The organism is Pseudoalteromonas sp. SG43-3 (genome assembly GCF_014164385.1).
Classification (GTDB): domain Bacteria; phylum Pseudomonadota; class Gammaproteobacteria; order Enterobacterales; family Alteromonadaceae; genus Pseudoalteromonas; species Pseudoalteromonas distincta.
Genome location: NZ_JACJFC010000007.1, coordinates 102,990 through 125,461, shown reverse-complemented (window position 1 = coordinate 125,461; position 22,472 = coordinate 102,990). Strand labels below are relative to the sequence as shown.

At 38.2% G+C, this 22,472-nt stretch carries 18 protein-coding genes and 1 tRNA gene; 5 read left to right on the top strand and 14 right to left on the bottom strand.

Going from position 1 to position 22,472, the window contains the following annotated elements; genetic code table 11:
• From H5157_RS08415 to H5157_RS08400, 4 genes are all read right to left on the bottom strand, one after another.
• On the bottom strand, nt 1-2,820 hold a 2,820-nt coding region (locus tag H5157_RS08415), incomplete at its 3' end, for a FimV/HubP family polar landmark protein (protein ID WP_310736840.1).
• Nucleotides 2,821-3,174: 354 nt separating this feature from the next.
• Complete coding sequence (locus H5157_RS08410) at nt 3,175-4,191, bottom strand: aspartate-semialdehyde dehydrogenase (protein ID WP_024594855.1); 1,017 nt, start codon at nt 4,189-4,191, stop codon at nt 3,175-3,177.
• A 48-nt stretch (nt 4,192-4,239) separates the two neighbouring features.
• Nucleotides 4,240-5,361, bottom strand: coding sequence for a 4-phosphoerythronate dehydrogenase (locus H5157_RS08405; RefSeq protein WP_024594856.1), 1,122 nt, complete (start codon nt 5,359-5,361; stop codon nt 4,240-4,242).
• A gap of 265 nt (nt 5,362-5,626) precedes the next feature.
• Nucleotides 5,627-7,849: a TonB-dependent receptor gene (locus H5157_RS08400; RefSeq protein WP_149602317.1), complete on the bottom strand. Its 2,223-nt coding sequence runs from the start codon at nt 7,847-7,849 to the stop codon at nt 5,627-5,629.
• Nucleotides 7,850-8,258: 409 nt separating this feature from the next.
• Between H5157_RS08400 and H5157_RS08395 the strand changes: the two genes are divergently transcribed.
• The 3 genes from H5157_RS08395 to H5157_RS08385 all read left to right on the top strand — a co-directional run bounded on the left by H5157_RS08395 (nt 8,259) and on the right by H5157_RS08385 (nt 10,720).
• A complete protein-coding gene (locus H5157_RS08395) occupies nt 8,259-8,849 on the top strand; it encodes a LuxR C-terminal-related transcriptional regulator (RefSeq protein ID WP_182724522.1) in 591 nt (196 codons plus the stop codon).
• Nucleotides 8,850-9,169: 320 nt separating this feature from the next.
• Nucleotides 9,170-10,300 carry a porin gene (locus H5157_RS08390; RefSeq protein WP_024594859.1) on the top strand — a complete coding sequence of 377 codons (1,131 nt, stop codon included), beginning with the start codon at nt 9,170-9,172 and terminating at the stop codon, nt 10,298-10,300.
• Between the two features lie 12 nt (nt 10,301-10,312).
• Nucleotides 10,313-10,720, top strand: a complete 408-nt coding sequence (locus tag H5157_RS08385; RefSeq protein WP_002962772.1) for a hypothetical protein — start codon at nt 10,313-10,315, stop codon at nt 10,718-10,720.
• A 188-nt stretch (nt 10,721-10,908) separates the two neighbouring features.
• Here H5157_RS08385 and H5157_RS08380 read toward each other — a convergent pair whose 3' ends face one another.
• From H5157_RS08380 to rlmE, 8 genes are all read right to left on the bottom strand, one after another.
• Nucleotides 10,909-12,534: a methyl-accepting chemotaxis protein gene (locus tag H5157_RS08380; protein WP_024594860.1), complete on the bottom strand. Its 1,626-nt coding sequence runs from the start codon at nt 12,532-12,534 to the stop codon at nt 10,909-10,911.
• A gap of 209 nt (nt 12,535-12,743) precedes the next feature.
• A tRNA-Leu gene (locus tag H5157_RS08375) sits at nt 12,744-12,828 on the bottom strand.
• A gap of 80 nt (nt 12,829-12,908) precedes the next feature.
• On the bottom strand, nt 12,909-13,262 hold the full coding sequence (secG, locus tag H5157_RS08370; RefSeq protein WP_002962769.1) for a preprotein translocase subunit SecG: 354 nt from the start codon (nt 13,260-13,262) through the stop codon (nt 12,909-12,911).
• A gap of 1 nt (nt 13,263) precedes the next feature.
• Nucleotides 13,264-14,013, bottom strand: a complete 750-nt coding sequence (tpiA, locus tag H5157_RS08365) for a triose-phosphate isomerase (RefSeq protein ID WP_002962767.1) — start codon at nt 14,011-14,013, stop codon at nt 13,264-13,266.
• Nucleotides 14,014-14,084: 71 nt separating this feature from the next.
• Nucleotides 14,085-15,434 carry a phosphoglucosamine mutase gene (gene glmM, locus H5157_RS08360; protein ID WP_182724521.1) on the bottom strand — a complete coding sequence of 450 codons (1,350 nt, stop codon included), beginning with the start codon at nt 15,432-15,434 and terminating at the stop codon, nt 14,085-14,087.
• On the bottom strand, nt 15,434-16,279 hold the full coding sequence (folP, locus tag H5157_RS08355; RefSeq protein ID WP_154903580.1) for a dihydropteroate synthase: 846 nt from the start codon (nt 16,277-16,279) through the stop codon (nt 15,434-15,436). Before folP ends, glmM begins: the two co-directional genes overlap by 1 nt.
• A gap of 79 nt (nt 16,280-16,358) precedes the next feature.
• The gene (gene ftsH, locus H5157_RS08350; protein ID WP_033013425.1) at nt 16,359-18,302 is read right to left on the bottom strand and encodes an ATP-dependent zinc metalloprotease FtsH; all 1,944 of its coding nucleotides are present in this window, start codon (nt 18,300-18,302) and stop codon (nt 16,359-16,361) included.
• A gap of 66 nt (nt 18,303-18,368) precedes the next feature.
• On the bottom strand, nt 18,369-18,998 hold the full coding sequence (gene rlmE, locus H5157_RS08345; protein ID WP_002963155.1) for a 23S rRNA (uridine(2552)-2'-O)-methyltransferase RlmE: 630 nt from the start codon (nt 18,996-18,998) through the stop codon (nt 18,369-18,371).
• Between the two features lie 88 nt (nt 18,999-19,086).
• On the opposite strand from rlmE, the gene yhbY reads away from it, so the two are divergent.
• Nucleotides 19,087-19,383 carry a ribosome assembly RNA-binding protein YhbY gene (gene yhbY, locus H5157_RS08340; RefSeq protein ID WP_002963153.1) on the top strand — a complete coding sequence of 99 codons (297 nt, stop codon included), beginning with the start codon at nt 19,087-19,089 and terminating at the stop codon, nt 19,381-19,383.
• Nucleotides 19,384-19,465: 82 nt separating this feature from the next.
• Here yhbY and H5157_RS08335 read toward each other — a convergent pair whose 3' ends face one another.
• Together H5157_RS08335 and H5157_RS08330 are read right to left on the bottom strand one after the other, a co-directional pair.
• Nucleotides 19,466-19,966 carry a histidine phosphatase family protein gene (locus H5157_RS08335; RefSeq protein WP_002963152.1) on the bottom strand — a complete coding sequence of 167 codons (501 nt, stop codon included), beginning with the start codon at nt 19,964-19,966 and terminating at the stop codon, nt 19,466-19,468.
• Nucleotides 19,963-21,117, bottom strand: a complete 1,155-nt coding sequence (locus tag H5157_RS08330) for a serine hydrolase (RefSeq protein ID WP_182695454.1) — start codon at nt 21,115-21,117, stop codon at nt 19,963-19,965. Before H5157_RS08330 ends, H5157_RS08335 begins: the two co-directional genes overlap by 4 nt.
• A 112-nt stretch (nt 21,118-21,229) precedes the next feature.
• On the opposite strand from H5157_RS08330, the gene H5157_RS08325 reads away from it, so the two are divergent.
• Complete coding sequence (locus H5157_RS08325) at nt 21,230-22,033, top strand: hypothetical protein (protein ID WP_002963149.1); 804 nt, start codon at nt 21,230-21,232, stop codon at nt 22,031-22,033.
• The last annotated feature ends 439 nt before the right edge of the window (nt 22,034-22,472 follow it).

Sequence of the window (22,472 nt, the reverse complement as noted above, 5' to 3'; positions counted from 1 at the left end):
ATCATCATCAAACGACTCGTCTTCAACCTTAGCTTCTGATTCAGAGAAGTCATTATCAATTAATAGTTCATCATCAAAATCATCTTCTAAGCTATCTAAGTTAGCATTTTCAGAAAGCGCATTTGCGAGATCTTTCTCTGTTTGACTAAGTGCTACTGCATTTTCTTCACTCGGTGCATTTTCTTTAGGTTCTTGCGGCTCAAACGAAGATTCATTCTCCAATAATGAATGATCATCGTCTAATTCAAGTTCAGGATATTCATCTAACTCTTCACTTGGCGTTATAAGATCGCTATCAAGCTGCTCTTCAATTTTTGTAAGATCTGAGTCATCGTCGCCCGCTAACGGATCGTCACCAAGATCTACTTCTATCTCTTCAAGATCGTCTTCAAGCTCATCTAAAGACCAATCTGGTGTTTCTATATAGTCATCATCCGTCGCTTGTTGTAGCTCATTTAAAAGCTCATCAACGCTCTTTAAAGTATCATCTGTATATTCTTCAAGCGCATCTTCAGGATCAAGAAGCGACTCTGATGTATCTGAAAAATCATCAACCGTTACATCTATAAGTTCAGGTTCTTCTTTAAGCTCAGGTTCTTCTGCAAGTTCAGGCTCATCGTCAAGCTCGGGCTCTTTATTTAATGATGAAGCAAGCGACTCAATATCATCAACATTTAATTCTTCTTGAGCATCTGCTAAATCCTCAACTGAGTCTGCCAATGCATTATCAATTTCTGAATCTCTTACATCTGAATTTTTTACTTCATCATCAATTAGGTTATCTATATCGTCTAAATCAAAGCCATCACTTTGTTCAACTAATGAATCATTTGCAGCATCAACTGCTGCCTCATCAATTAGGTTATCAAAGTCGTCACTTTCCTCAACTAATGAATCATTTGCAGTATCAACTGCTGCCTCATCAATTAAGCTATCTATGTCGTCTAAATCAAAGTCGTCACTTTCCTCAACTAAAGAGTCATTCTCAGTATCAACCGCAGTCTCATCAATTAAGCTATCTATGTCGTCTAAATCAAAGTCGTCACTTTCCTCAACTAATGAATCATTTGCAGTATCAACTGCGGCTTCATCAATTAAGCTATCTATATCGTCTAAATCAAAGTCGTCACTTTCCTCAACTAATGAGTCATCTGCAGTATCAACTGCTGCTTCATCAATTAAGCTATCTATGTCGTCTAAATCAAAGTCGTCGCTTTCTTCTAGAAGTTCATCTTCGTCGAGTAACTCTGCATCAAGTGAGTCATCTACCACATCACTTTTTGGGTCATTCGCCTCATCAATTAAGCTATCTATATCGTCTAAATCAAAGTCGTCGCTTGTATCAAGTTCAGCTGAAGTGTTATTTGAGGTATCTAATTCTGTTGATGTTTGATCTAATAATTCATCTATATCAAAATTATCTTCATCTGCAAGCTGTTCACTTAAAGCCGCCATTTCATCATGAGATTCTAAGCTGTCATCCTCTAAAGCTTCGCTTGTTTGCGGTGCATCAAACTCAGGTAGACTATCGTCTTCATCAAACAAGCTATCTAAATCGTCATTAGTTAGGATTTCATCATTGTTAATTGAGTCATCAGATAAGTCTAAATCTATATCTTCAGCGTTTTCATCTGAAGGTTGATCAAACCCTTGCTGCATAAAAATATCGAGCTCATCATCGTCATCGGTATTTTCATCATCAAAAACAATGTCATCGCTTAGCAAGCTTTCGAGCTCATCCTGATCAAGTAAATTTTCGTCGCCAGAAAAATCATCTAAGCCGTCGTCTAAATCATCATTAGGCAACATATCACTTTCGAGACTATCATCTAATTGAACACTCAAGTCATCTAAAGGGTCAGGTACAATTGGATCGTCATTTAAGCTTGGGCCTAAATCATCATCGCCAGTATAAGTTGGGGTTTGTGGTAAAAAGTCATCATCGTTTTGCGGCTCTTCTTGATTACTTGCTCGTTTGCGTAAAAACATAACGATTGCAAAAATAATCAGTAACCCAGGAATAAACATTAACAAGCCCAGTACTATGGGGTTTGAAAATAATGAGCCAAAATCAAATGACTCTTTTGGTATTACTTCTTGTTTTTTTTGTTGGGCAATAATCTCGTTTTGTTTAACGATGAGTTCTTTTAACTGATTTTGAATTTCGCTGTCTTGTCCTAATTGCAAACGTAAGTTTTCGAGCTCTTTAGATATTCCTGATAACTGTTTTTTAAGATTATTATTTTCAACTAAAATCTCTTCTACATTACTAACTGAGCTTTTAAACTGTTGTTGTAACTCAACAAGCTTAGTACCTTGCTCTGTTTTTATTTCATTTAATTCTTTCTGTATCTCTTTTTTAGCATCGTCTACATCAATTTTACGCGCTTGAGTTACTTTTGTTTGCGCTGAGTTAATTTCGCTTTGTGTAAGCGTGCCATTTTTTTTCTTTTCCCATAATGCATCATCTTGCTCAGAGCGTTGCTTTGCGAGCTGCGTATTTACAGCTTTTATTTCGGCTAAGGTAGGGATTTTTAAATAGGCACCATTTTGAATGTGGTTAAGATTTTGTTCTAAAAATGAATCGGGATTTTTGTTATACAAAGCCTGCATAACTTGATAAATACTGACAGAATTGTCTGGGCGCACTTTAGCTGCTATACGCCAAAGCGTATCAGTTGGTTTAATTGGCCCAATTGATCGCCCTTGCGCACCATAGTCAACGCCTTTAGGCCCCTTTAATTGGGTACTGTCCTGAGAGTAAACTGGCGTTACTATCAATGCAGACGCTAATATAATAAGTGTAGCTAAACCGCGCATGCTGATCCTTTAATATTTAAATATTAATAAAACACCTAAAACTTAAGTGCATAAATATTGTTTATTATTGCTATTATCAGCCAAATGACTGACTCGCATTTATTATTACAATCTATTTTTATTGCAAGCTCTATTCCAATTACAAACTATAAACCAGTTAGAGCGTAATATCCATCGCAACACCTTGAAAATAAATGCCTTAAAACATCTTTATAAATATTAATTTATTGAGTGTTATCAATCAGTTTTTGTATTTTTAAAATTAAACGGCAAAAATTTGACAAGCCATATAAACAAAAAGCGGCAAACAACTACTGTTTACCGCTTCAAAAGCATGTTTAGCGCAATTAACTATTACATGTAATTGGCAATAAGCTCTTCTGCAATTTGAATGCTATTAGTTGCAGCACCTTTACGAGTGTTGTCACTTACAACCCACATGTTTAATCCATGAGGATGAGAAATATCAGCACGTAATCGACCTATATACACAGTATCGTTACCACTAGCGTCAGACACTGCTGTTGGGTAGTCACCTTCATCATCAATTAGCTCGACACCAGGCGCGTCTTTTAAAAGTTGTTTAACGTGTTCAAAGTCATAAGGCATGCGCGTTTCAATATTAATTGATTCTGAGTGCCCAAAAAATACGGGAACACGTACACACGTTGGGTTCACTGCAATAGTGGTATCACCCAAAATTTTATGAGTTTCGTTTACCATTTTCATTTCTTCGCGCGTATAGCCATTATCTTCAAAGCTATCAATTTGAGGAATAACGTTAAATGCAATTTGCTTTGGAAATACTTTATTATCCATAGGGCGTGCATTCATCAAATTAGCTGTTTGCTTTGCAAGTTCATCAACCGCGTCTTTACCTGCACCCGATACAGCTTGGTAAGTAGATACATTAATACGGTCTATTCCGTAAGCATCATAAATTGGTTTAAGTGCTAACATCATCTGAATAGTTGAACAGTTAGGGTTAGCAATAATATTACGATTTCTAAAATCAGCTAGGCTTGAAGCATTAACTTCTGGCACCACGAGTGGTATTTCAAAATCATTTCTAAAGTGCGATGTATTATCGATTACAATACAGCCGGCTTCAGCAGCAATAGGAGCATATTTTTCAGATACACTGCCACCAGCAGAAAACAAACCTATATGCGCTTGGCTAAAGTCAAAGCCTTCAACGTCAAGTACTTCAATGGTCTCACCACGAAACTTTATATCTTCACCTGCGCTGCGGCTGCTAGCAAGTAAAAAAAGCTGATCAACAGGAAACTTACGATCTGCTAGCGTTTCAATGATTTGACGGCCTACTAAACCAGTAGCGCCAAGTACGGCAACGTTATATTTTTGCGACATATTTCTTCCTCTATAAACGACATTAAAACAACATCGTTAGTTAAATAATTATTCAGCTATGCTAAAGCCAAGCTGGCTAAGTGCTGCTAGTTGTGAGCTATCACCTTGTAGAAATAAAGTGCTAAATTCTCGCCTTATAGGATAGTTTTTACGTAAACTATCAAAGCCGTCGCTCTCTAGACGACGAAGTAATATTCCGTCATCGCGGCGAACGTCATAAATTAAATGCACTAAACGGGCAATATCTTGCTCATTAAGGCTTTGCGTAACAGTTGCATTTGTAACGGCTGGTGTTGGTAAAAAATCATCCAACGATTTAATCGCCTCAACACCTTTGAGCTGACACAGTTTTTGATACAACATTTGTGTACCACGAGCTTTCCCCTCAAGTGTATGCCCTGCAATGTGCACACTAGCGTAACGAACATGCTCTAGTAATTCAGTTAAAATATTGGGTTCTTTCTCCCATACATCAAGTACTAAATCTAAATCAGCCCCAGCTTCCATTACCTCAAGTAATGCTTGGTTATCAATTACATCGCCACGGCTTGCATTAATTAGCGTGGTTCCTGGCTTAAGTGCCTTTAAACGCTCTTTACCCATCATGTGCAGTGTTTTATGCTCGCCACTTTTAACAAGGGGAACGTGAAAAGTAACAACATCTGACTGCGCTAATAACTCATCAAGCGCTACATGCTCTTGTAATAAGCCTTGTTCGTGCTTAATCGGATCGCACAGCAGTACAACTACGTTTAATGCTTTTAATTTTTGCGCCAAACATGTACCAATGTTGCCCATCCCTACAATACCAATTGTTTGACCACACAATGGACGCGCATTTTCTTGGCTTAATGCAAATAAGCTACTAATTACATATTCAGCTACAGCAACAGCATTACAACCAGGTGCACTTGTAAAAGCAATATTTCTATCATGCAGTAATTGCGTATCAATATGGTCAATGCCGATTGTGGCAGTACCTACAAAGCTCAACTTGTTAGCTTGTACCAAAAGTTCATGATTAACATTTGTCACCGAACGAGTAAGAAGAACATCTACATCTATTAATTGTTCAGGCGTTAATTTACGACCATCAAAACGCTCAACCTCACCAAAGTCTGCAAAGTACTGCTCAACTAAAGGCATATTTTGATCGGCAAGAATTTTCATTACAGAGTCCGTTTGGCAATTAAGAGGCGCCATTGTAGCGAACAACCTAGCCTTTACACAAACTAAAAAGGCGCATTTTAGTTAATACAAACACTCAAAAATGGGGATGTGGATTGTTTTAAATCAGCAATTTAAATTAGGAATTTAAACGATGCGAATAATAACTTTACTATTGAATACACAAAGGCCGAATCACAGCATGATTCGGCCTTTATTATGCAAAATAAACTTCAATTACATTATATTTTATTTACTTGATTTTAGTTTATAGCTCAAAATCTTTTTTGAATTTCAAACCAAATTCACTTCGATCATTACTGCGCATTACGCCAACAAAACCTGATTGTTGAAGACGACCAACGTCGTAAACTTCGTTTAGAACGTTTTCACCATACAGTGTAACTTCCATATCGCCATATGGATTAGTGTAGGAAATATTAAAACCAACTAGTTCACGAGAGTCAATTGTCTCACTTTGGTTATAAACTGATTGCCCTTGCATTTCGCTTCGGTACGAATAGTTAGCATTAAATGCAAGTGTTGCGCCGCTCTCTAAATCCATAAAGTAAGAAGGTGCAACCATGACAGTCCAGCGTGGTGTTAGTGCTGGTGAATCGCCTTTACCTATACCTTGTACACCCTCAGCCACTTCTGTTATTTCAGAATCTAAATAACCAACTGCACTGCGAATAGTAAAGTCATCAGTAATAGCGACGGTTGTTTCAAGCTCAATACCTTGTGCTTTAGACTGACCCGCATTTTCTACAATTGTTACGAAACCGCCACCAGCTGTTGGGTCTGAAAACGGTAATGCTAAATCAGTGTAATCAGTCACAAATACCGCAAGCATCATAGATACATTTTCGTGTACTTGGCCTTTTAGACCCATTTCGTAGTTAATCGCTTTCGTTTCGTCAAATGATACAAACTGGTCTGGTCCACCAAATGGGCGCGGTGGAAAACCACCTGTTTGGTAGCCTTTTTGAATCTGGCCATACACATTCATATTATTGCTAAGCTGATAAGATGCATTTACATCCCACGTAACTGCATCAAAATCTGCACTTACATACTTACGAGTAGGAAATGATGGGAATATAGCATTTGCATCTTTTTCATCTTTTGAATAACGAAGACCACCACCTACCGTTAAATCGTCAGTTAAATCGTAGCTTGCATTAAAGTAGGCTGCGTAAGAATTAGTTTCTTGGTTAATTTCAAAATCGCCGTAACCACCAAATGATTCTGTTACTCCGTCATTCAATAAGCCATTGGGTGTATTAAATGGGCTGAATACAAATGGGCCTGAACGTGTAAAGCCATCTTCATTAAAAAAGTAAAGGCCTGACACAAAGTCCATATTATCAAATGTTGCATTTAGTTGAATTTCAAACGAGTACTGATCAGCTCCGCCCTCTTCTGGAAACTCAGATAAGTTTAAAGGTGATGCATCGTCATCTAGGCCACCTTCATACTCAGATGTACGGTAGCTTGAGATAAACTTAGTAGTATAAGTATCGTTAATTGCCCAATCAGCCGAGAACGATGTGCCCCAACCTGAGTAAGAAGTTGATTCAATACCTGCAACGGTTGTACCTAAATCATCAGGGTCTGATGGAATTAAATCTTGAGTCAATAATGGGAAGTCGCCATTAAACACATCGTTTGCATCTAGCGGGTCAGTTAATTCAATTGTGTAAGGCGATTGACCTGACTCGTTATCAACTCCATCTAAAGCAAAAGTGAATGCTAAATCGCTGTTCGCTTGCCATTTAAGGGCTACACGACCACTGAATTCCTCTTCCTCACCAATTTCTTTCTCTGGATTTGCTAAATTAACAGCTTCACCAACACCATCACGTGTTTTGTAAGATGCACTCGCAGACATGCTTAGTTCATCGTTTAGTGAGTTATTAAAATAAACATCACCAGCAATACGTCCACGACTTCCCAGCTTAGCTGAAGTAGTTACAATACCTTCATCACCAGGTTGCTTTGTAATTACATTTACAGCGCCACCTAATGTATTACGACCATATAAAGTACCTTGTGGACCACGAAGCACTTCAACACGCTCAACATTAGGTAATGATAAATTAGAACCCATTTGACGACCTAAATAAACGCCATCTAAGTATACGCCTACACCTGGATCAGTAGTTATTATGTGATCTTGCAGACCAATACCACGAATGAACACAGACGCATGTGCTGCATTACCAACACCGTAACGGGTGATGTTTAAGTTTGGAACATATTTACCAATATCTTCAAGATTACTCATATTGGCTTTATCAATTAGGTTCGCCCCAATTGATGTGATAGCGGTTGGAGATTCAAATAAGCTCTCTGTACGTTTACGAGCTGTGACTTCGATTTTTTCAAACGCGTCTTGTTTTGCGGTTGTTTTAGCTTCTTCAGCATTTACTGAGGTAGATAGTGCAGCGACAATTGCTAGGCTTAACTGTGAGAGTGTGCGTAGTTTCAAAATATTCTCCAAAGGATACCGTGTGATTTTTGTTATGCTTTTATATTAATAATATAAATTTTAGGCATAAAAAAAGACGCTAAATAGCATCTTTCCTCTGGACAGGTATTATATGACATTATTGTGAATAAATGTATAAGATTATTTAAATAAATTCATAGAAAATGGCAGTAATTTAAGCATTGTTAGCTTTAAATGAATTATCATAAATAAACCCCTCTAATATTTACCTCACTAATGAACTGTTTTAAAACAAAAAATCTAATAAATACTACTTTAAAGAGCGCATAAAACATACTCATACATGTACTTTAGTGTATAAAAAAAGAGCTAAAACACATTCAGGTATCATTGAAATTAACTAAAAATAAGAATATAGTGCTAAAATGTAGTCTATGGATAGAATATTATGAATATTGAAAATACAGCCAATAAAAGCCCCACATGCTTCACCAGCCCAAATTACACATCACTTTTTTGTGTTGCAGCTGACTTCAACGTCCTACTTGTTAATCATCAAGCTTTAAATGTTATTACAAACCATGAACTTATAAATCAGTTTATGCTAGAAAACGGTCATCAAGGCCTCGTTATTTTTGACGTGCCCAAAGACGGTGATGTTTTGGCATTAAAAGAGTGGCCTAATTTAAAAGGTTTGTTTTATGAAGGCACTGACGAAGTACTACTGCAGCAAGGATTACAAGCAATAGAACAAGGAAAACTTTGGTTTCCACGTGCGGTAACTGATGGTTGGATGAGACAAATGCTAGCGAGTGAACAACAAACTACGCTGCAATCAAATAACTTAACCTGCAAAGAAATGAAAGTATTAAACTTATTATTTTCTGGCTTACATTCAAGCGCAATTGCAGACACTTTATTTATCAGTGAAGCTACAGTTCGTGTACATTTACACAAGGTGTATCAAAAAATCGCTGTAAAAAACAAGCAACAAGCATTGCTTTGGTGTCAAAAAAACTTAAATAAGATCAATAGTTAAAACCGATTAAGCAAACTTGATAATAGCTATTGTAATTACCAGCAACATTCGGTCTAACTCCTTAACCAAAGAACGTAAAAAGAAAATTTAGTTATAATATTCCCGCCATTTTAAAAAGCCTTATTAACTAGATTTAAAGTTTATTCTAATAAAATCATACTATTCTGCTTTTAATACATACATAAAATATATATGTTACAAAATTAAAAAGCCGTTACTAAATTTATTTTTATTAACTTCCTAAATTTATTAGATAAAAAACACTATCACTTCTATAATCCTATTGAAATCAACATCTAAATAACAAATAGGAAATACATATGAAAAAGCTATCTGTAGCAGTAGCTGTATGTGCTGTACTTGCATCTAGCTATGCAAGCGCTGAAGTACGTATTAATGGTTTTGCATCTATAGTGGGTGGTAAAAGCCTAGACAGTGATCAAACCTTATACGGATATGACGATGATATCTCATTTAAAAATGAGAGTAAGTTCGCTTTACAACTATCTGCTGATCTTCAAGAGAAGCTAACGGCTACGGCTCAAATTATTGCGCGTGGAGAGGACGACTTTGACGCCACATTCGAATGGGCATATGTTACTTATGAATACAGCGATGAACTGCAATTTAGCGCTGGTAAAATGCGTGTTCCTTTCTATAAATACTCAGATTTCTTGGATGTTGGCTATGCTTATCGCTGGGTACGTCCACCTCGCTCAGTATACGGTATCCCATTTTCGACTTATGAAGGCTTGAGTGTTGTTTACAACAATCAATTAGGAGATTGGGACTCTACTTTGCAAGGGTTTTATGGCGCTTTTGATGGCGATATAGATGTATTTGGAGATAGCTTACCTGCTGAGTTAAATAATTTAGGCGGTATAAACTGGAGCCTATCATACGACTGGTTCAGTGCACGAGCTGCATATATTGTGGCCGACACAAGCATTTCATCTAATGACAGCGGTTTAATTGGACTTGTTGAAGTACTTAATACTAACGGTTTAACGAGCACAGCAAATGATCTTACTACTGACGAAGATGAAACAACTTTTGTTGGTATTGGCTTCTCTATTGACTATGATAACTTCTTATTTGATGCTGAATATACACAGTTTGAAGTAGAGGGAAGTATTTTGGCTGAACAATCACAATACTATGCCTCTGCCGGTTATCGTATAGACGATGTTATTGTTCACTTCACCTATGAAAAAAATGATGATAAACATGATTCATCACGTTTTAATACTCTTGAATCAATTCCTTTATTAAATACTACAGTGAACTTTGCCCTAGAGAGCATGCGTGCAGAGAGTAACGTATACACAATTGGCGCACGTTATGACTTCCACCCTTCTGCTGCATTTAAAATTGACTTCAGTCGATTTGATGATGACATCACTGACACTGAAACGGATGTAGTAGCCGTTGGTGTTGATTTAGTATTTTAATTGGAGCGGAATATGAAAAAATTAATCCTCGCTAGTGCGCTTTCATTATGTTCTTTCGGTGCTTTGGCTGAAGTTGCAGTAATTGTAAATCCTGGTAATGCAAATGCACTTGATGCAGAGACTATTAAGAAAATTTACTTAGGAAAGGCCAAGTCGTTTGATAACGGCAATAAGGTCAACCCAGCAACTCAAAACGGTACCGCTATTGCTGATGAATTCAATTCTAAAGTGGTAGGTAAATCGAGCAGCCAATTAAATGCCTATTGGTCAAAACTTGTTTTTACAGGTAAAGGAACACCGCCTGAAAAGTTTGATTCAGATCAAGCTGTCATTGACTTTGTTGCCGCTAATGGTGATTCAATCGGCTATATAGATAGCAGTAAAGCAACTGACAAAGTTAAAGTGATTGCTACCTTTTAATTGCTATTATTAAATTAAAAAAACCACCTAATCGGTGGTTTTTTTATAACTTAACTTTAATAACAATTCGCTCGATTAAGTAAGATATTTTGAGGGAGAAAAACTGTTCAATAGAAATTTTAACACAGCTAGCGTCTGATCTGCCCTCTCAAATTGAATAAGCATTACTTCGAATTGATTTAGCTACGTTACTCAATTTTAAATTTAGCCGTGGCATCTAATAGGTTATCTGAAAGGTAATGAAGGTTTTTAGCTACATCCCTCACAGCCGTTAGCGAGTCCATTGTATCTTCAAATGATACGTGCATATTTGTCACGTTTTCTACAACCATAGCAGCAACTGATGTTTGCTCTTCTGTGGCAGCAGCAATTTGTGAGTTCATTCCATTTATTTCTAACATTTGCTCTGCAATTTTCTCTATAGAAATACCCGTTTTTTCTGCTGCAGTTGCATTATCTGTAGCCATATCTCTTGCAGTCGTCATTGCAGTAACTGATTCGTTAGCCGCTTCAGTTAAAGTAGTCAACAGCTCTCGAATCTCATTTGTAGAGTGAGCAGTTCGCGATGCAAGCTCTCTAACTTCATCAGCAACAACAGCAAAGCCTCGGCCATGCTCACCAGCACGGGCAGCCTCAATGGCAGCATTAAGTGCAAGTAAATTTGTTTGCTCCGCTATTGATGTAATAACATTTAATATTTGCGACACATTTTTTGTATCGTCTGCTAATTTATTGATAGTTGTAGCAGCGTGATTAATCTCATCACTTAACGTACGAGAAGCGGTTACTGATGTTTGTACTTGAGTTCGACTTTGCTCAACTTCTTTCTCTGCCGTTTGCGCTGCATGAGAAGCACTTGCAGCTGATTGAGAGATATCTCCTACACTCTGTTTCATCTCTTCCATCGATTGCTTTACAATCTCAGCATCAGTGGTTTGTTTAGTCGTTGCACGCTCCGCTTGTTCCATCCCCTGCACTAAGCGAGTAGAGTTTTCCATTAACGGTTCGCAAACCGCGATAATTTCTAACACCGTTTTTTTCAATATGCCAATAAAAGAGTTGAAGTTTATAGATACTTGACCTATTTCATCTTCAGAGTTAACTGTCAATTTAGTGCTTAGCGAGCCTTTACCGCTTGCTAATAAGCTTAAATTATTTGCCGCATCACTTGCCGAAGAAGCAATTCGCTTAGCTATCCAAATAGCCATAAAGAGCAATAAAATAAGCGATACAATAGAAACAACTAACATTAACGTAAGGGCGTAATCAGAGCGGTCCTTTGTGCTTGCAACAAGTTCAAAAAAACGATCGTCAGCTTTGACTTGTGCTGCCTTAAACTTTTCTAGGACATCGTTATAAAGCGCTGTTTTCCTCTGTGCTTGTTGTTGAATTTTACTAAAATCTGCTGTTCCATTTACCATGCCATTTGCGATAGTCGCTGATATTTTTTCGTAATTTGCGAGCTGCTCTTTAGTGTCACTGTGAATGTAAGAGGCATTTATTTTTTCTATCGCAATAATATTCAACTCAAGTTGCTTGTATGTGTCAGATGCTTTCTCGACTAAATCTTGCTCACCAAATGTTACGGCTTGGGTGTAAAGTTCGTCCAGCTTCTCTAAAATGCCAACATTAGCAGATGTTAACTTAACAACTTTGTAGGATGATTTTTCCATTTCATCAAGTGCAATTCTATTATCATTCATAGCAAAATAGTTGATCAGAACAATCACTAAAAATGCAACGACAGCAATACTCGTAATCGCATGTATTTTTTTACTTATGCTGAGATTTTGAAAAGTGAAGCCTGAAGCCATTGTGAATACCTTATTTTATTGTCTAAATCTATTATCGGCTTATTACTCATAAGTGTTAACTAAATTTGTAAAATTTCTAGTTTTTTTTACAAACAATTCAAAATTCTACATAACTAATTGCCCTTTAAAAAAAGAAAGTACAAATAACATTCAATTTAAATCGCAGGCACAAAAAAACCAGTAACATTTCTGTTACTGGTTTCTAAATTTGGTGCGGATGGGGGGACTTGAACCCCCACGCCCGAAAGCACCACCCCCTCAAGGTGGCGTGTCTACCAATTCCACCACATCCGCATTTTTAAGCTTTCGCTTATTTGTTAAACATATGATTTATTTGAGGAGTATAAATCGTTTAACGATAGCATTACGCTAAATTAGTTCGGTACGTCAGAGCTTTGCTCTTTCGTAGATGTTACCGGAACATCTTCTTCAACAGGAACTACAGTTTCTACTGCAGGAGCTGCTTCTAGGTTTTCCCACTCGTCAGTCTTTTTAATTTGACCTGCAGTTAGGTTACCTAGCACAATGCTTAAAACAAAAAATACTGTTGCTAAGCTTGTGGTTGTTTTTGTCATAAAGTTACCAGCACCAGACGAACCAAAAACCGTGCCTGAAGCACCAGCACCAAATGAAGAACCCATATCTGCGCCTTTACCTTGTTGAATTAAAACCATTCCAACTAGAGCTAAAGCCACAACTAAATAAACTACTAATAAAATTTCGTACATCTTATACAGTCCCTTTTGCACTGTTACAGATTGCAGAAAAAGATTCTGCTTTTAGACTTGCGCCGCCAATTAAGCCGCCATCTATATCTGTTTGTGCAAATAATAATTCGCTATTTTTTTCATTAACGCTACCACCATATAAGATGGAAAGCCCTTGTGCTAAAGTGCTATCAAGTGCAGCAATTTTATCACGGATAAATTTATGAACAGTTTGTGCCTGCTCTGGCGATGCAGTCTTACCTGTGCCTATGGCCCAAACGGGCTCGTATGCTATCACAGAATCTTTCAGTGCTGCTACACCTAATTTTTCAATTACTGCATCAATTTGTGCAGCAACGACTTGTTCGGTTTGACCGTTTTCTTGCTCACTTTCACTTTCGCCAACACATAAAATTGGTGTTAACCCAACTTCTTGTGCTCTAGCAAACTTTTCAGCGACAGTTTCATTACTTTCGTTATAAATACTGCGGCGTTCAGAGTGACCAACGAGTACGTAAGTTGCACCTAAGTCTTTTAGAAGCTGTCCGTCTACTTCACCGGTAAACGCACCAGGTGTATTTTCAGAAACAGTTTGAGCACCTGTAGAAACACCACTAGCTATCATCGCAGGTACAAGTGGGAATGGAGGAAATAAAACAATGTCCATCTCTTGTGATTTTACATCGTTAATAGCATCAGACATTTGTTTAACTAGCTCTAACGAACCATTCATTTTCCAGTTGCCTGCGACCATCGCCTTGCGTATTGCCATTTTCCACTCCACATTAGAAAGCGGGCGAGATATTAACTTTTCTCGCCCAAAGTTACAAGAGGTTATTGTTATTAATCAGTCTGTTTGCTCATAGATTCTACAACAGCTGCAATTTTTTGAGCGCTGTCTATTACAATTTTTTCTTGCTCGGCTTCAACCATAACACGAACAACAGGTTCTGTGCCTGATTTGCGCAGTAAAACTCGGCCTTTGTCGCCTAAAGCAAGCTCAACTTCTGCTACAGCTGAAAGTACCTCTGGCGCTTTTGTCGGATCTGTTCCAGCGGTATAGCGCACGTTAATCATTTTCATTGGATATTTAGTAAAACCAGCACCCAAATCTTGTAGTGTACGGTTTTGTGCAACCATAGCTGCAAGTACTTGCAAACTTGATATAATGCCATCACCCGTGCTAATTAAATCTAAATTTAATACATGGCCTGAGCTTTCACCGCCAATTTTCCAGCCTTTTTGCTGTAGTAATTCCATTACATAGCGGTCACCCACTTTACTGCGAGCAAACTCGATACCTTTTGCTTTTAAAGCATTTTCAAGACCCATGTTAGACATTACAGTGCCAACTACACCTCCACCCAACATATCATCTTCGGCAGCTTGGCAAGCAATAATATAAACTAAATCGTCACCATCAAATACACGACCATTATGATCAACCATCATTACACGATCGCCATCCCCATCGTATGCAATACCTACGTCAGCTTTAAATTCAAGCACTTTGCGTTTAAGGGTATCTACATGAGTAGCGCCACATTCATGATTTATATTAACGCCATTAGGCTCGCATGCATGTGTTATAACTTCAGCGCCAAGTTCGCGCATGACAGAAGGAGCTATATGGTATGTAGCGCCATTTGCGCAATCGACAACAATTTTAAGCCCTTCTAAAGATAACCCTTGGGGGAACTGGCTCTTACAAAACTCTATATAACGGCCGTCTGCACTAACTAAACGCGAAGCTTTACCTAGTTTATCTGAAGCAACACATGTCATTTGCTCATCAAGCATCGCTTCAATTTGAAGCTCTACTTCATCGTCAAGCTTTAGACCCCGCCCATTGAAAAACTTAATACCGTTATCGTAATAAGGGTTATGTGAGGCACTAATTACTATACCTGCCTCTGCACGAAATGTTTGCGCTAAATACGCAACTGCAGGTGTCGGCATTGGACCCAGTAATACAACATCAATACCAGCGGCAATTAAACCAGCCTCAAGTGCAGTTTCAAGCATGTAGCCAGAAATACGCGTATCTTTACCTATAATGACTTTTTTAGTACCACTTTGAGATAATACGCGCCCTGCAGCCCAACCCAACTTCATTGCAAACTCAGGGTTAATAGGTGGCGTTCCTACTAGACCACGTACGCCATCAGTACCAAAATATTTTCTTTCTTTCATTATGCAATTCCTTTCTCGCAGGCTTGATATACACCAAGTACGTCTGCGGTTTCTTTAACGTCATGTACACGAATAATTTTTGCGCCATTTTGCGCCGCGATTAACGCACCCGCTAAGCTGCCCGCTAATCGCTCATTTGTTTCTCTATTTAATAGATTACCTATCATCGACTTACGAGATAATCCGGCCAATAATGGCAAACCTAACTTGTTAAAATCATCAAACTTAGCCAATATTTGATAGTTATGGCTAAGTGTTTTTCCAAATCCAAAACCAGGGTCTAGAATAAGTCGCTCAAACTTAATCCCTGCTGTTTCACATGCTTTAATACGTTCACTAAAAAACATATTTATATCTGCAAACAGATTGTCGTAATGAGGTGCGCACTGCATGCTGCGGGGTTGCCCTTGCATATGCATTAAACAAATTGCTACATCTTCATACTGCGCAACCGTTTCTAAGGCGTTTATTTCTTGTAGAGCTCTTACATCATTGACTATATCTGCCCCAGCGAGTATTGCTTGCTCCATTACTTGTGCTTTACTGGTATCAATTGAAATAACGCAATCACTGTACTCACGTATCGCTTTAATAGCAGGAATTACTCGGGCTAGTTCATCTTTCAAACTCACATCTGGCGCGCCGGGGCGGGTAGACTCTCCCCCAATGTCTAAAATTTGCGCACCATCCCCTAACAATTGCATTGCGCGCTTTAGCGCTATTTTGGGGTCTAAAAACTGCCCGCCGTCAGAAAATGAGTCTGGCGTTACATTCAATATTCCCATAATAACAGGCTTTTCAATATTGAGCGTACGTCCTCTGGGAAGCTTTAATATATTAGTCATTGCCAACCTTTATTCTTTTTCTAAATAGCTGATACAAAAAAGCCCCGAAATTCGGGGCTTTCACTAACTATTTTAACGATTATTCAGCTTTATCATCAAGGTTTGTTTCATCTTTTTTCGATGAATCATCCGCTTTTTGACTTTCATCAAGCACTGGCTCTTGAGGTTCTTGCTCTTTTACCGGCTTAGCTTCATGGCGGTCATGAGCATCGCGCGGCTCACGCACTGGTTGGCGCGCCATTAAATCATCAATTTGCTTAGCGTCGATTGTTTCGTATTTCATTAACGCGTCTTTCATTGAGTGAAGAATATCAATATTTTCTTTTAATATTTCTTCTGCTCTTTGGTAGTTACGATCTGAAAACAAGCGTACTTCAGCATCAATTATTTTAGCAGTATCATCCGACATACTAGATGCACGGCTTCCGCCACCACCCATATACATCTCGTTTTGATCTTCAGCGTAAAGCAATGGACCTAGCTTTTCACTTAAACCCCAATGTGTAACCATTTTACGTGCAATATCAGTTGCGCGCTCAATATCGTTACTTGCACCCGTTGTTACTTTGTCAGCACCATAAATAAGCGCTTCAGCAATACGGCCACCATAAAGGCTTGAAATCATTGATTCTAAAAGCTCTTTTGAATGACTAACACGGTCTTGTTCAGGCAAGTACATTGTTACACCTAGCGCACGGCCACGTGGAATAATAGATACTTTGTAAACCGGATCATGTTCAGGAACCATACGGCCCACAATTGCGTGGCCTGCTTCGTGATATGCTGTCATTTCTTTTTCTTGCTCGCTCATCACCATGGTTTTGCGCTCTGCGCCCATCATGATTTTATCTTTAGCAGCATCAAATTCAGCCATACTTACAACACGTTTATTACCACGTGCAGCATAAAGTGCAGCTTCGTTTACTAAGTTCGCTAAATCAGCGCCAGAAAAACCTGGTGTTCCACGCGCTATAAGAGCCGCCTCTACGTTATCGCCTAATGGCACTTTACGCATGTGTACTTTAAGTATTTGCTCACGACCACGTATATCAGGTAAACCTACTTCTACTTGGCGGTCAAAACGACCTGGACGAAGTAATGCAGGATCTAGAACATCTGGTCGGTTAGTTGCCGCGATAACGATAATACCTTCGTTACCACCAAAACCATCCATTTCTACTAACATTTGGTTGAGTGTTTGCTCACGTTCATCGTTACCGCCGCCCATACCTGCGCCACGTTTACGACCAACCGCATCAATCTCATCTATAAAGATAATACAAGGTGCCGCTTTTTTAGCTTGTTCAAACATATCACGTACACGTGACGCACCCACACCGACAAACATTTCAACAAAATCTGAACCAGAAATTGTAAAAAACGGTACTTTCGCTTCACCCGCAACAGCCTTTGCAAGTAACGTTTTACCAGTACCAGGAGGACCAACCATTAGTACGCCTTTAGGAATACTACCGCCAAGCTTTTGAAACTTAGAAGGGTCACGTAAAAAGTCTACCAATTCGGTAACATCTTCTTTCGCTTCATCACAACCAGCAACATCTGCAAACGTTGTTTTAATTTGATCTTCGCTCATTAAACGAGCTTTACTCTTACCAAATGACATAGCGCCTTTACCGCCGCCGCCTTGCATTTGACGCATGAAGAATATCCATACACCAATAAGCAGTATCATCGGGAACCAAGAAATAAATATACTTGCTAAGAATGATTGCTCTTCAGGTTGTACACCCTTCACATTTACATCATTTTTAAGTAAATCATTTATTAAGTCTTCATCGTACATTGGCATCGTTGTTTGAAAACGTTCACCACTGCTCTTAGTACCAGTAATATTTCCTGTACCGCGGTCGATAATAACTTCTTGTAAAGAGCCACTGCGGACATCTTTAACAAATTGAGTGTAACTTGTTTGACGATCAACTTGCTCGCCACCATTAAAGCTCTGAAAGACTGACATCAGCACAACTGCAATCACCAGCCATAGTATTAAATTTTTCGCCATATCGCTCAAGGGGTTAACCTCTTGTATCCAATTAATTTAAATTCAACTAAACGCCAAGCAACTGTACTACAGTTTGTATCCAGTCGCTACTATATATACTTCCCGAGAACGGGCACGTGAGGCATCAGGTTTGCGTATTTTCACTGCTTTAAAACTATTACGTACATCTTGCAAGTATTGATCAAAGCCTTCACCTTGGAAAACCTTAACAATAAATGCGCCATTTTTCTTTAGTACTTGACTACACATATCCAGCGCAAGTTCTACCAAATACATACTACCCGCTTGATCTACTGAGTTATTACCACTCATATTTGGTGCCATGTCAGAGAGTACCACATCAACATTTTTACCATCAATACGTTTTAGCAACGCATTTAACACAGCTTCTTCACGAAAGTCACCTTGTAAAAAGTCAACACCCGCAAGTGAGTCCATAGGTAATATGTCACAGGCAATTACTTGACCTTTGTCACCTACTTTTTCTGCCAAATACTGTGACCAGCTTCCTGGAGCTGCTCCTAAATCAACAACGGTCATACCAGGGCGAAGTAACTTATCTCTATTTTGTACTTCATCTAATTTAAAAACCGCTCGTGAACGCCAGCCTTTTTTTTGCGCTTCTTGAACATATTTATCATCAAAATGTTCTTTCAGCCATCGCTGTGAACTGGCTGACTGTTTTTTATTTGTCATAAATTAACACGCAACTAATTAGTAATATTCTCTAGATGGCGTTAGAATACCTTTAATTCAAGCCATATTCAGCAAAATTTGTATAAACATGACATTATCAAACAAACAAAAGCAGTTTTTAAAAGGTCAGGCACATAGCCTCAAGCCTGTAGTTTTACTAGGTTCTAACGGTTTAACCGAAGGCGTAGTAGTCGAAATTCAAAGTGCATTAGAAATTCACGAATTAATCAAAGTTAAAGTTCCAACTGATGATCGTGAAACAAAAGCACTTATTTTTGAAGCAATCGTACGTGAAACTGGTGCGACTAAGCTACAAACGATAGGTCACACTATTGTGCTTTATCGTCAAAGTGTTGAGAAAAAAATACATTTACCACGTAATTAATTAATCCTATTTAAAGGATTTAGTACGTTTAAATTAAAAAACCAGCTTAATGCTGGTTTTTTGTTACCTAACACTTTTTAATTTAAAAGCTCATTGTATGGTGCGTTACATCATAATCAGTGCCATTACTTCTGGGCTTATTATGCAATATAAAATACTGAGTAAATTGTGTCTCACTCATAGCTGGCACTTTTTCATTGGAGAGTAGTTCAGCCAGTTGCGGCGTCGTATTACTGTGCCCAATAACAACAACTACACCCTTTAGTTTGAGTAACTCATTTTTTAAATCACCTAGCTCACCTGCGTTATACACATTTAATTTGGTATTAAAATGTGCCTGCAAAGGTGCGGCTGTTTGCAACGTGCGTTTATAGTTGCTGCTAAAAAGATGTATATTTTGATGTTCTTTAAACAAAGTAACTAAATTATTTGCACGTGCCTTCCCCTCTTCTGAGAGCGCTGGGTTCTTCCCCGTTAACTTTTCGCTATGACGAAACAAATATACCTCGTCAGGTGCGGCAAATGCCAAACTACAATTAAATGACAAGGCTAAAAAAGTTATTGCTAATATTATTTTATTCATATTTTTTTACCTCGTTTGTATTCTAATAGCCTGTCGATAAATTCAGTCGTTAATTCATTTATTACACCGGTTTCAGCATTAACGATTAAACTAAAACCAACATTTAATTGGGGAAACACAACCACATCGCTTCGATATCCTTGCACCCAGCCACTATGATAGTAAAGCGTTTCATCAGCATAATTATAAACCCGCCAACCTAGTCCGTAATAAGCCTCATTAAGGTGTTTTTTCCACACCCTGCGATGCATTTCTTTTTTTGTATGTGTATAAGGACGCGTTTGCTTTGCTAGAGTATCCAATGACAAAACATCAGGGTATTGCCCTAGCTGGGCTTTTAACCAAATGGCCATGTCACTTGCACTTGCGTTTACACCCGCTGCAGGTCCCACTTTATAATAATTTTTTTTAAGCTTAGCGCTATACCAACGTTTTGTACCGCGCACGTGTGGTAATGCGTAATTTTCATCCTGAACCATAGATTCAAAACCTAAGCTGGCATCACTCATTTTTAAAGGCGCAAAAATAGTTTCTCGTAACCACTGCGCGTAACTTTTACCGCTGCTTTGTAATATCACATTACCTATAAGGCTAAACATAACATTTTGATAACCATAACATTCGCCTGGTTTGCAAATAGGTTTAACACTAAGTAATTTTTCAACAATACTGGGGTAATCCATACGAGACTCTATCAAATTATCGTACGCATTAGGCACTAAACCACTTGCATGACTTAGAAGGTGAAATACCTTTAAATCATCTTGATAAACAGTCCCTTTGAACTCAGTTATGTAATCGCTAACAGCTTTATCTAATTTAAGTAAACCCTCATTGGCTAATTTAGCAGATAACGAGCCTGCAAATGTTTTAGAAACAGACGCGAGCCTAAACCGGGTATGCTTATTTACTTTTTGTCCATTTCGGGTTTTAGTTACACCCATAGTATGTATGTAGTCTGAGTTATTTGTACTTACAATCGAAAGTGCAGCGCCTGGTATACCTTTATTTTTCAGTTTTTTTTGCGTATAACGGCCGTACTTTTTTACAAATGCATCCCAATCAGGATCTGCTTTTGCTGCATAACTCACAGAGCTAAACAACAAACACAAAGCAGGTAGGCTATACAATAAAGATTTGAGATACTTCATTTTTATAAATTTTATCTTTTTAACTACATCTATGTAGATAATATCATGAAGTTTTGTTTGGACTAACGTACAATACGACGATTATTTGGTTTTTAGTGAGTGTTTAGTACTTATGCGTTTTTTAGTTGTGTCACTTTTTGTTATATTATCAACTGGTTGTACTCTTACAAAGCAGCCGGCCGAGCCACTGGCTATGCCATTAAAGCCAACATTAAAAAGTCAGACCTACCAGCTTGAGTACACCACAGAACACTCATCCCCAAAAGTTAAATCCGTTCAACTTCCTGCACATAAGGTAGTTAGAAACCAAACTGTAAAAATTATTACCGATAAGGCAAGTGTAACCGATAAACTTTTATCGCAAATTAGCCAAGCACTTAACGATAAACAGCTAAAAGTAACCACTAAAAATAACAGCGACTACACACTAACTATTCAGCAACTTGATTTAACTTTCACTGACGATGTTAAGTACGCAATAAAGCAACCTGAGAACCCTTTTACATTATATTCAGATATTGCTCAGCAATACCCAACTCAGGAATGCGCTGCAATATTTGCACAAGTAAGTATGCGCCTCACACACAAAGCATCAGGTGATGTTGTTTGGTTTGCTAAATCTTCTATTGATAGTGCAAGTTTTCATCGTGAGCCACTAGTTTATAGTTTCACCGAAGAGCAAAAAATAACTAATGAGCTTGAGGTTGTCGCTTTTGTCCATCAGCAAAATACTGATGAAGCCCGCATGGAAAGACTTGGAAAAGACATTCAAATTCCTCAGTACAAAACGTTGTCAAAGTTATCTAGCCTTGCCAAGCTTAGTGGTCCATGTAACAGAACAGAAGTAAGCGCATTAACGCCTATGATGCAGTTTTACTTAAGCAGTATATTAATCGATAAAATTAAAGTTCAGTAAATTAGGGTCTGTTGATCTTTACGGATTAAAATTTGTTCAAACTAGGGGCTATTCAATCGCGGCGCTCGGTTTGTAGCCTAGTGGGCTCGATAACTGCTCCTGCGTTATTCTAATGGCTTACATCCATGTAAGAATAAGTAAAAACCGAGCAACAAAGCGTAAATAGCCCATAGGAAGAACCCATTGGGCAGCGCCTGTTTGGCATTAATGCTACGTTATCGCCCATTTATGGGGAATAGCCACACTGCATAGGCTCTGCCTTGCCTATATACCAAACAGACTGCTGAAAATTTAACCTTGAAAGTTCAACAGACCTAACACTTACTACATTTTTTTACAGATTAAAGGAACGAATTAACAATATACTACGCCTAATAACAAATAATAATTAGGCCCCATAGGGATGAGAAACACTTTGCTTAACCATACTTTAGTTAGC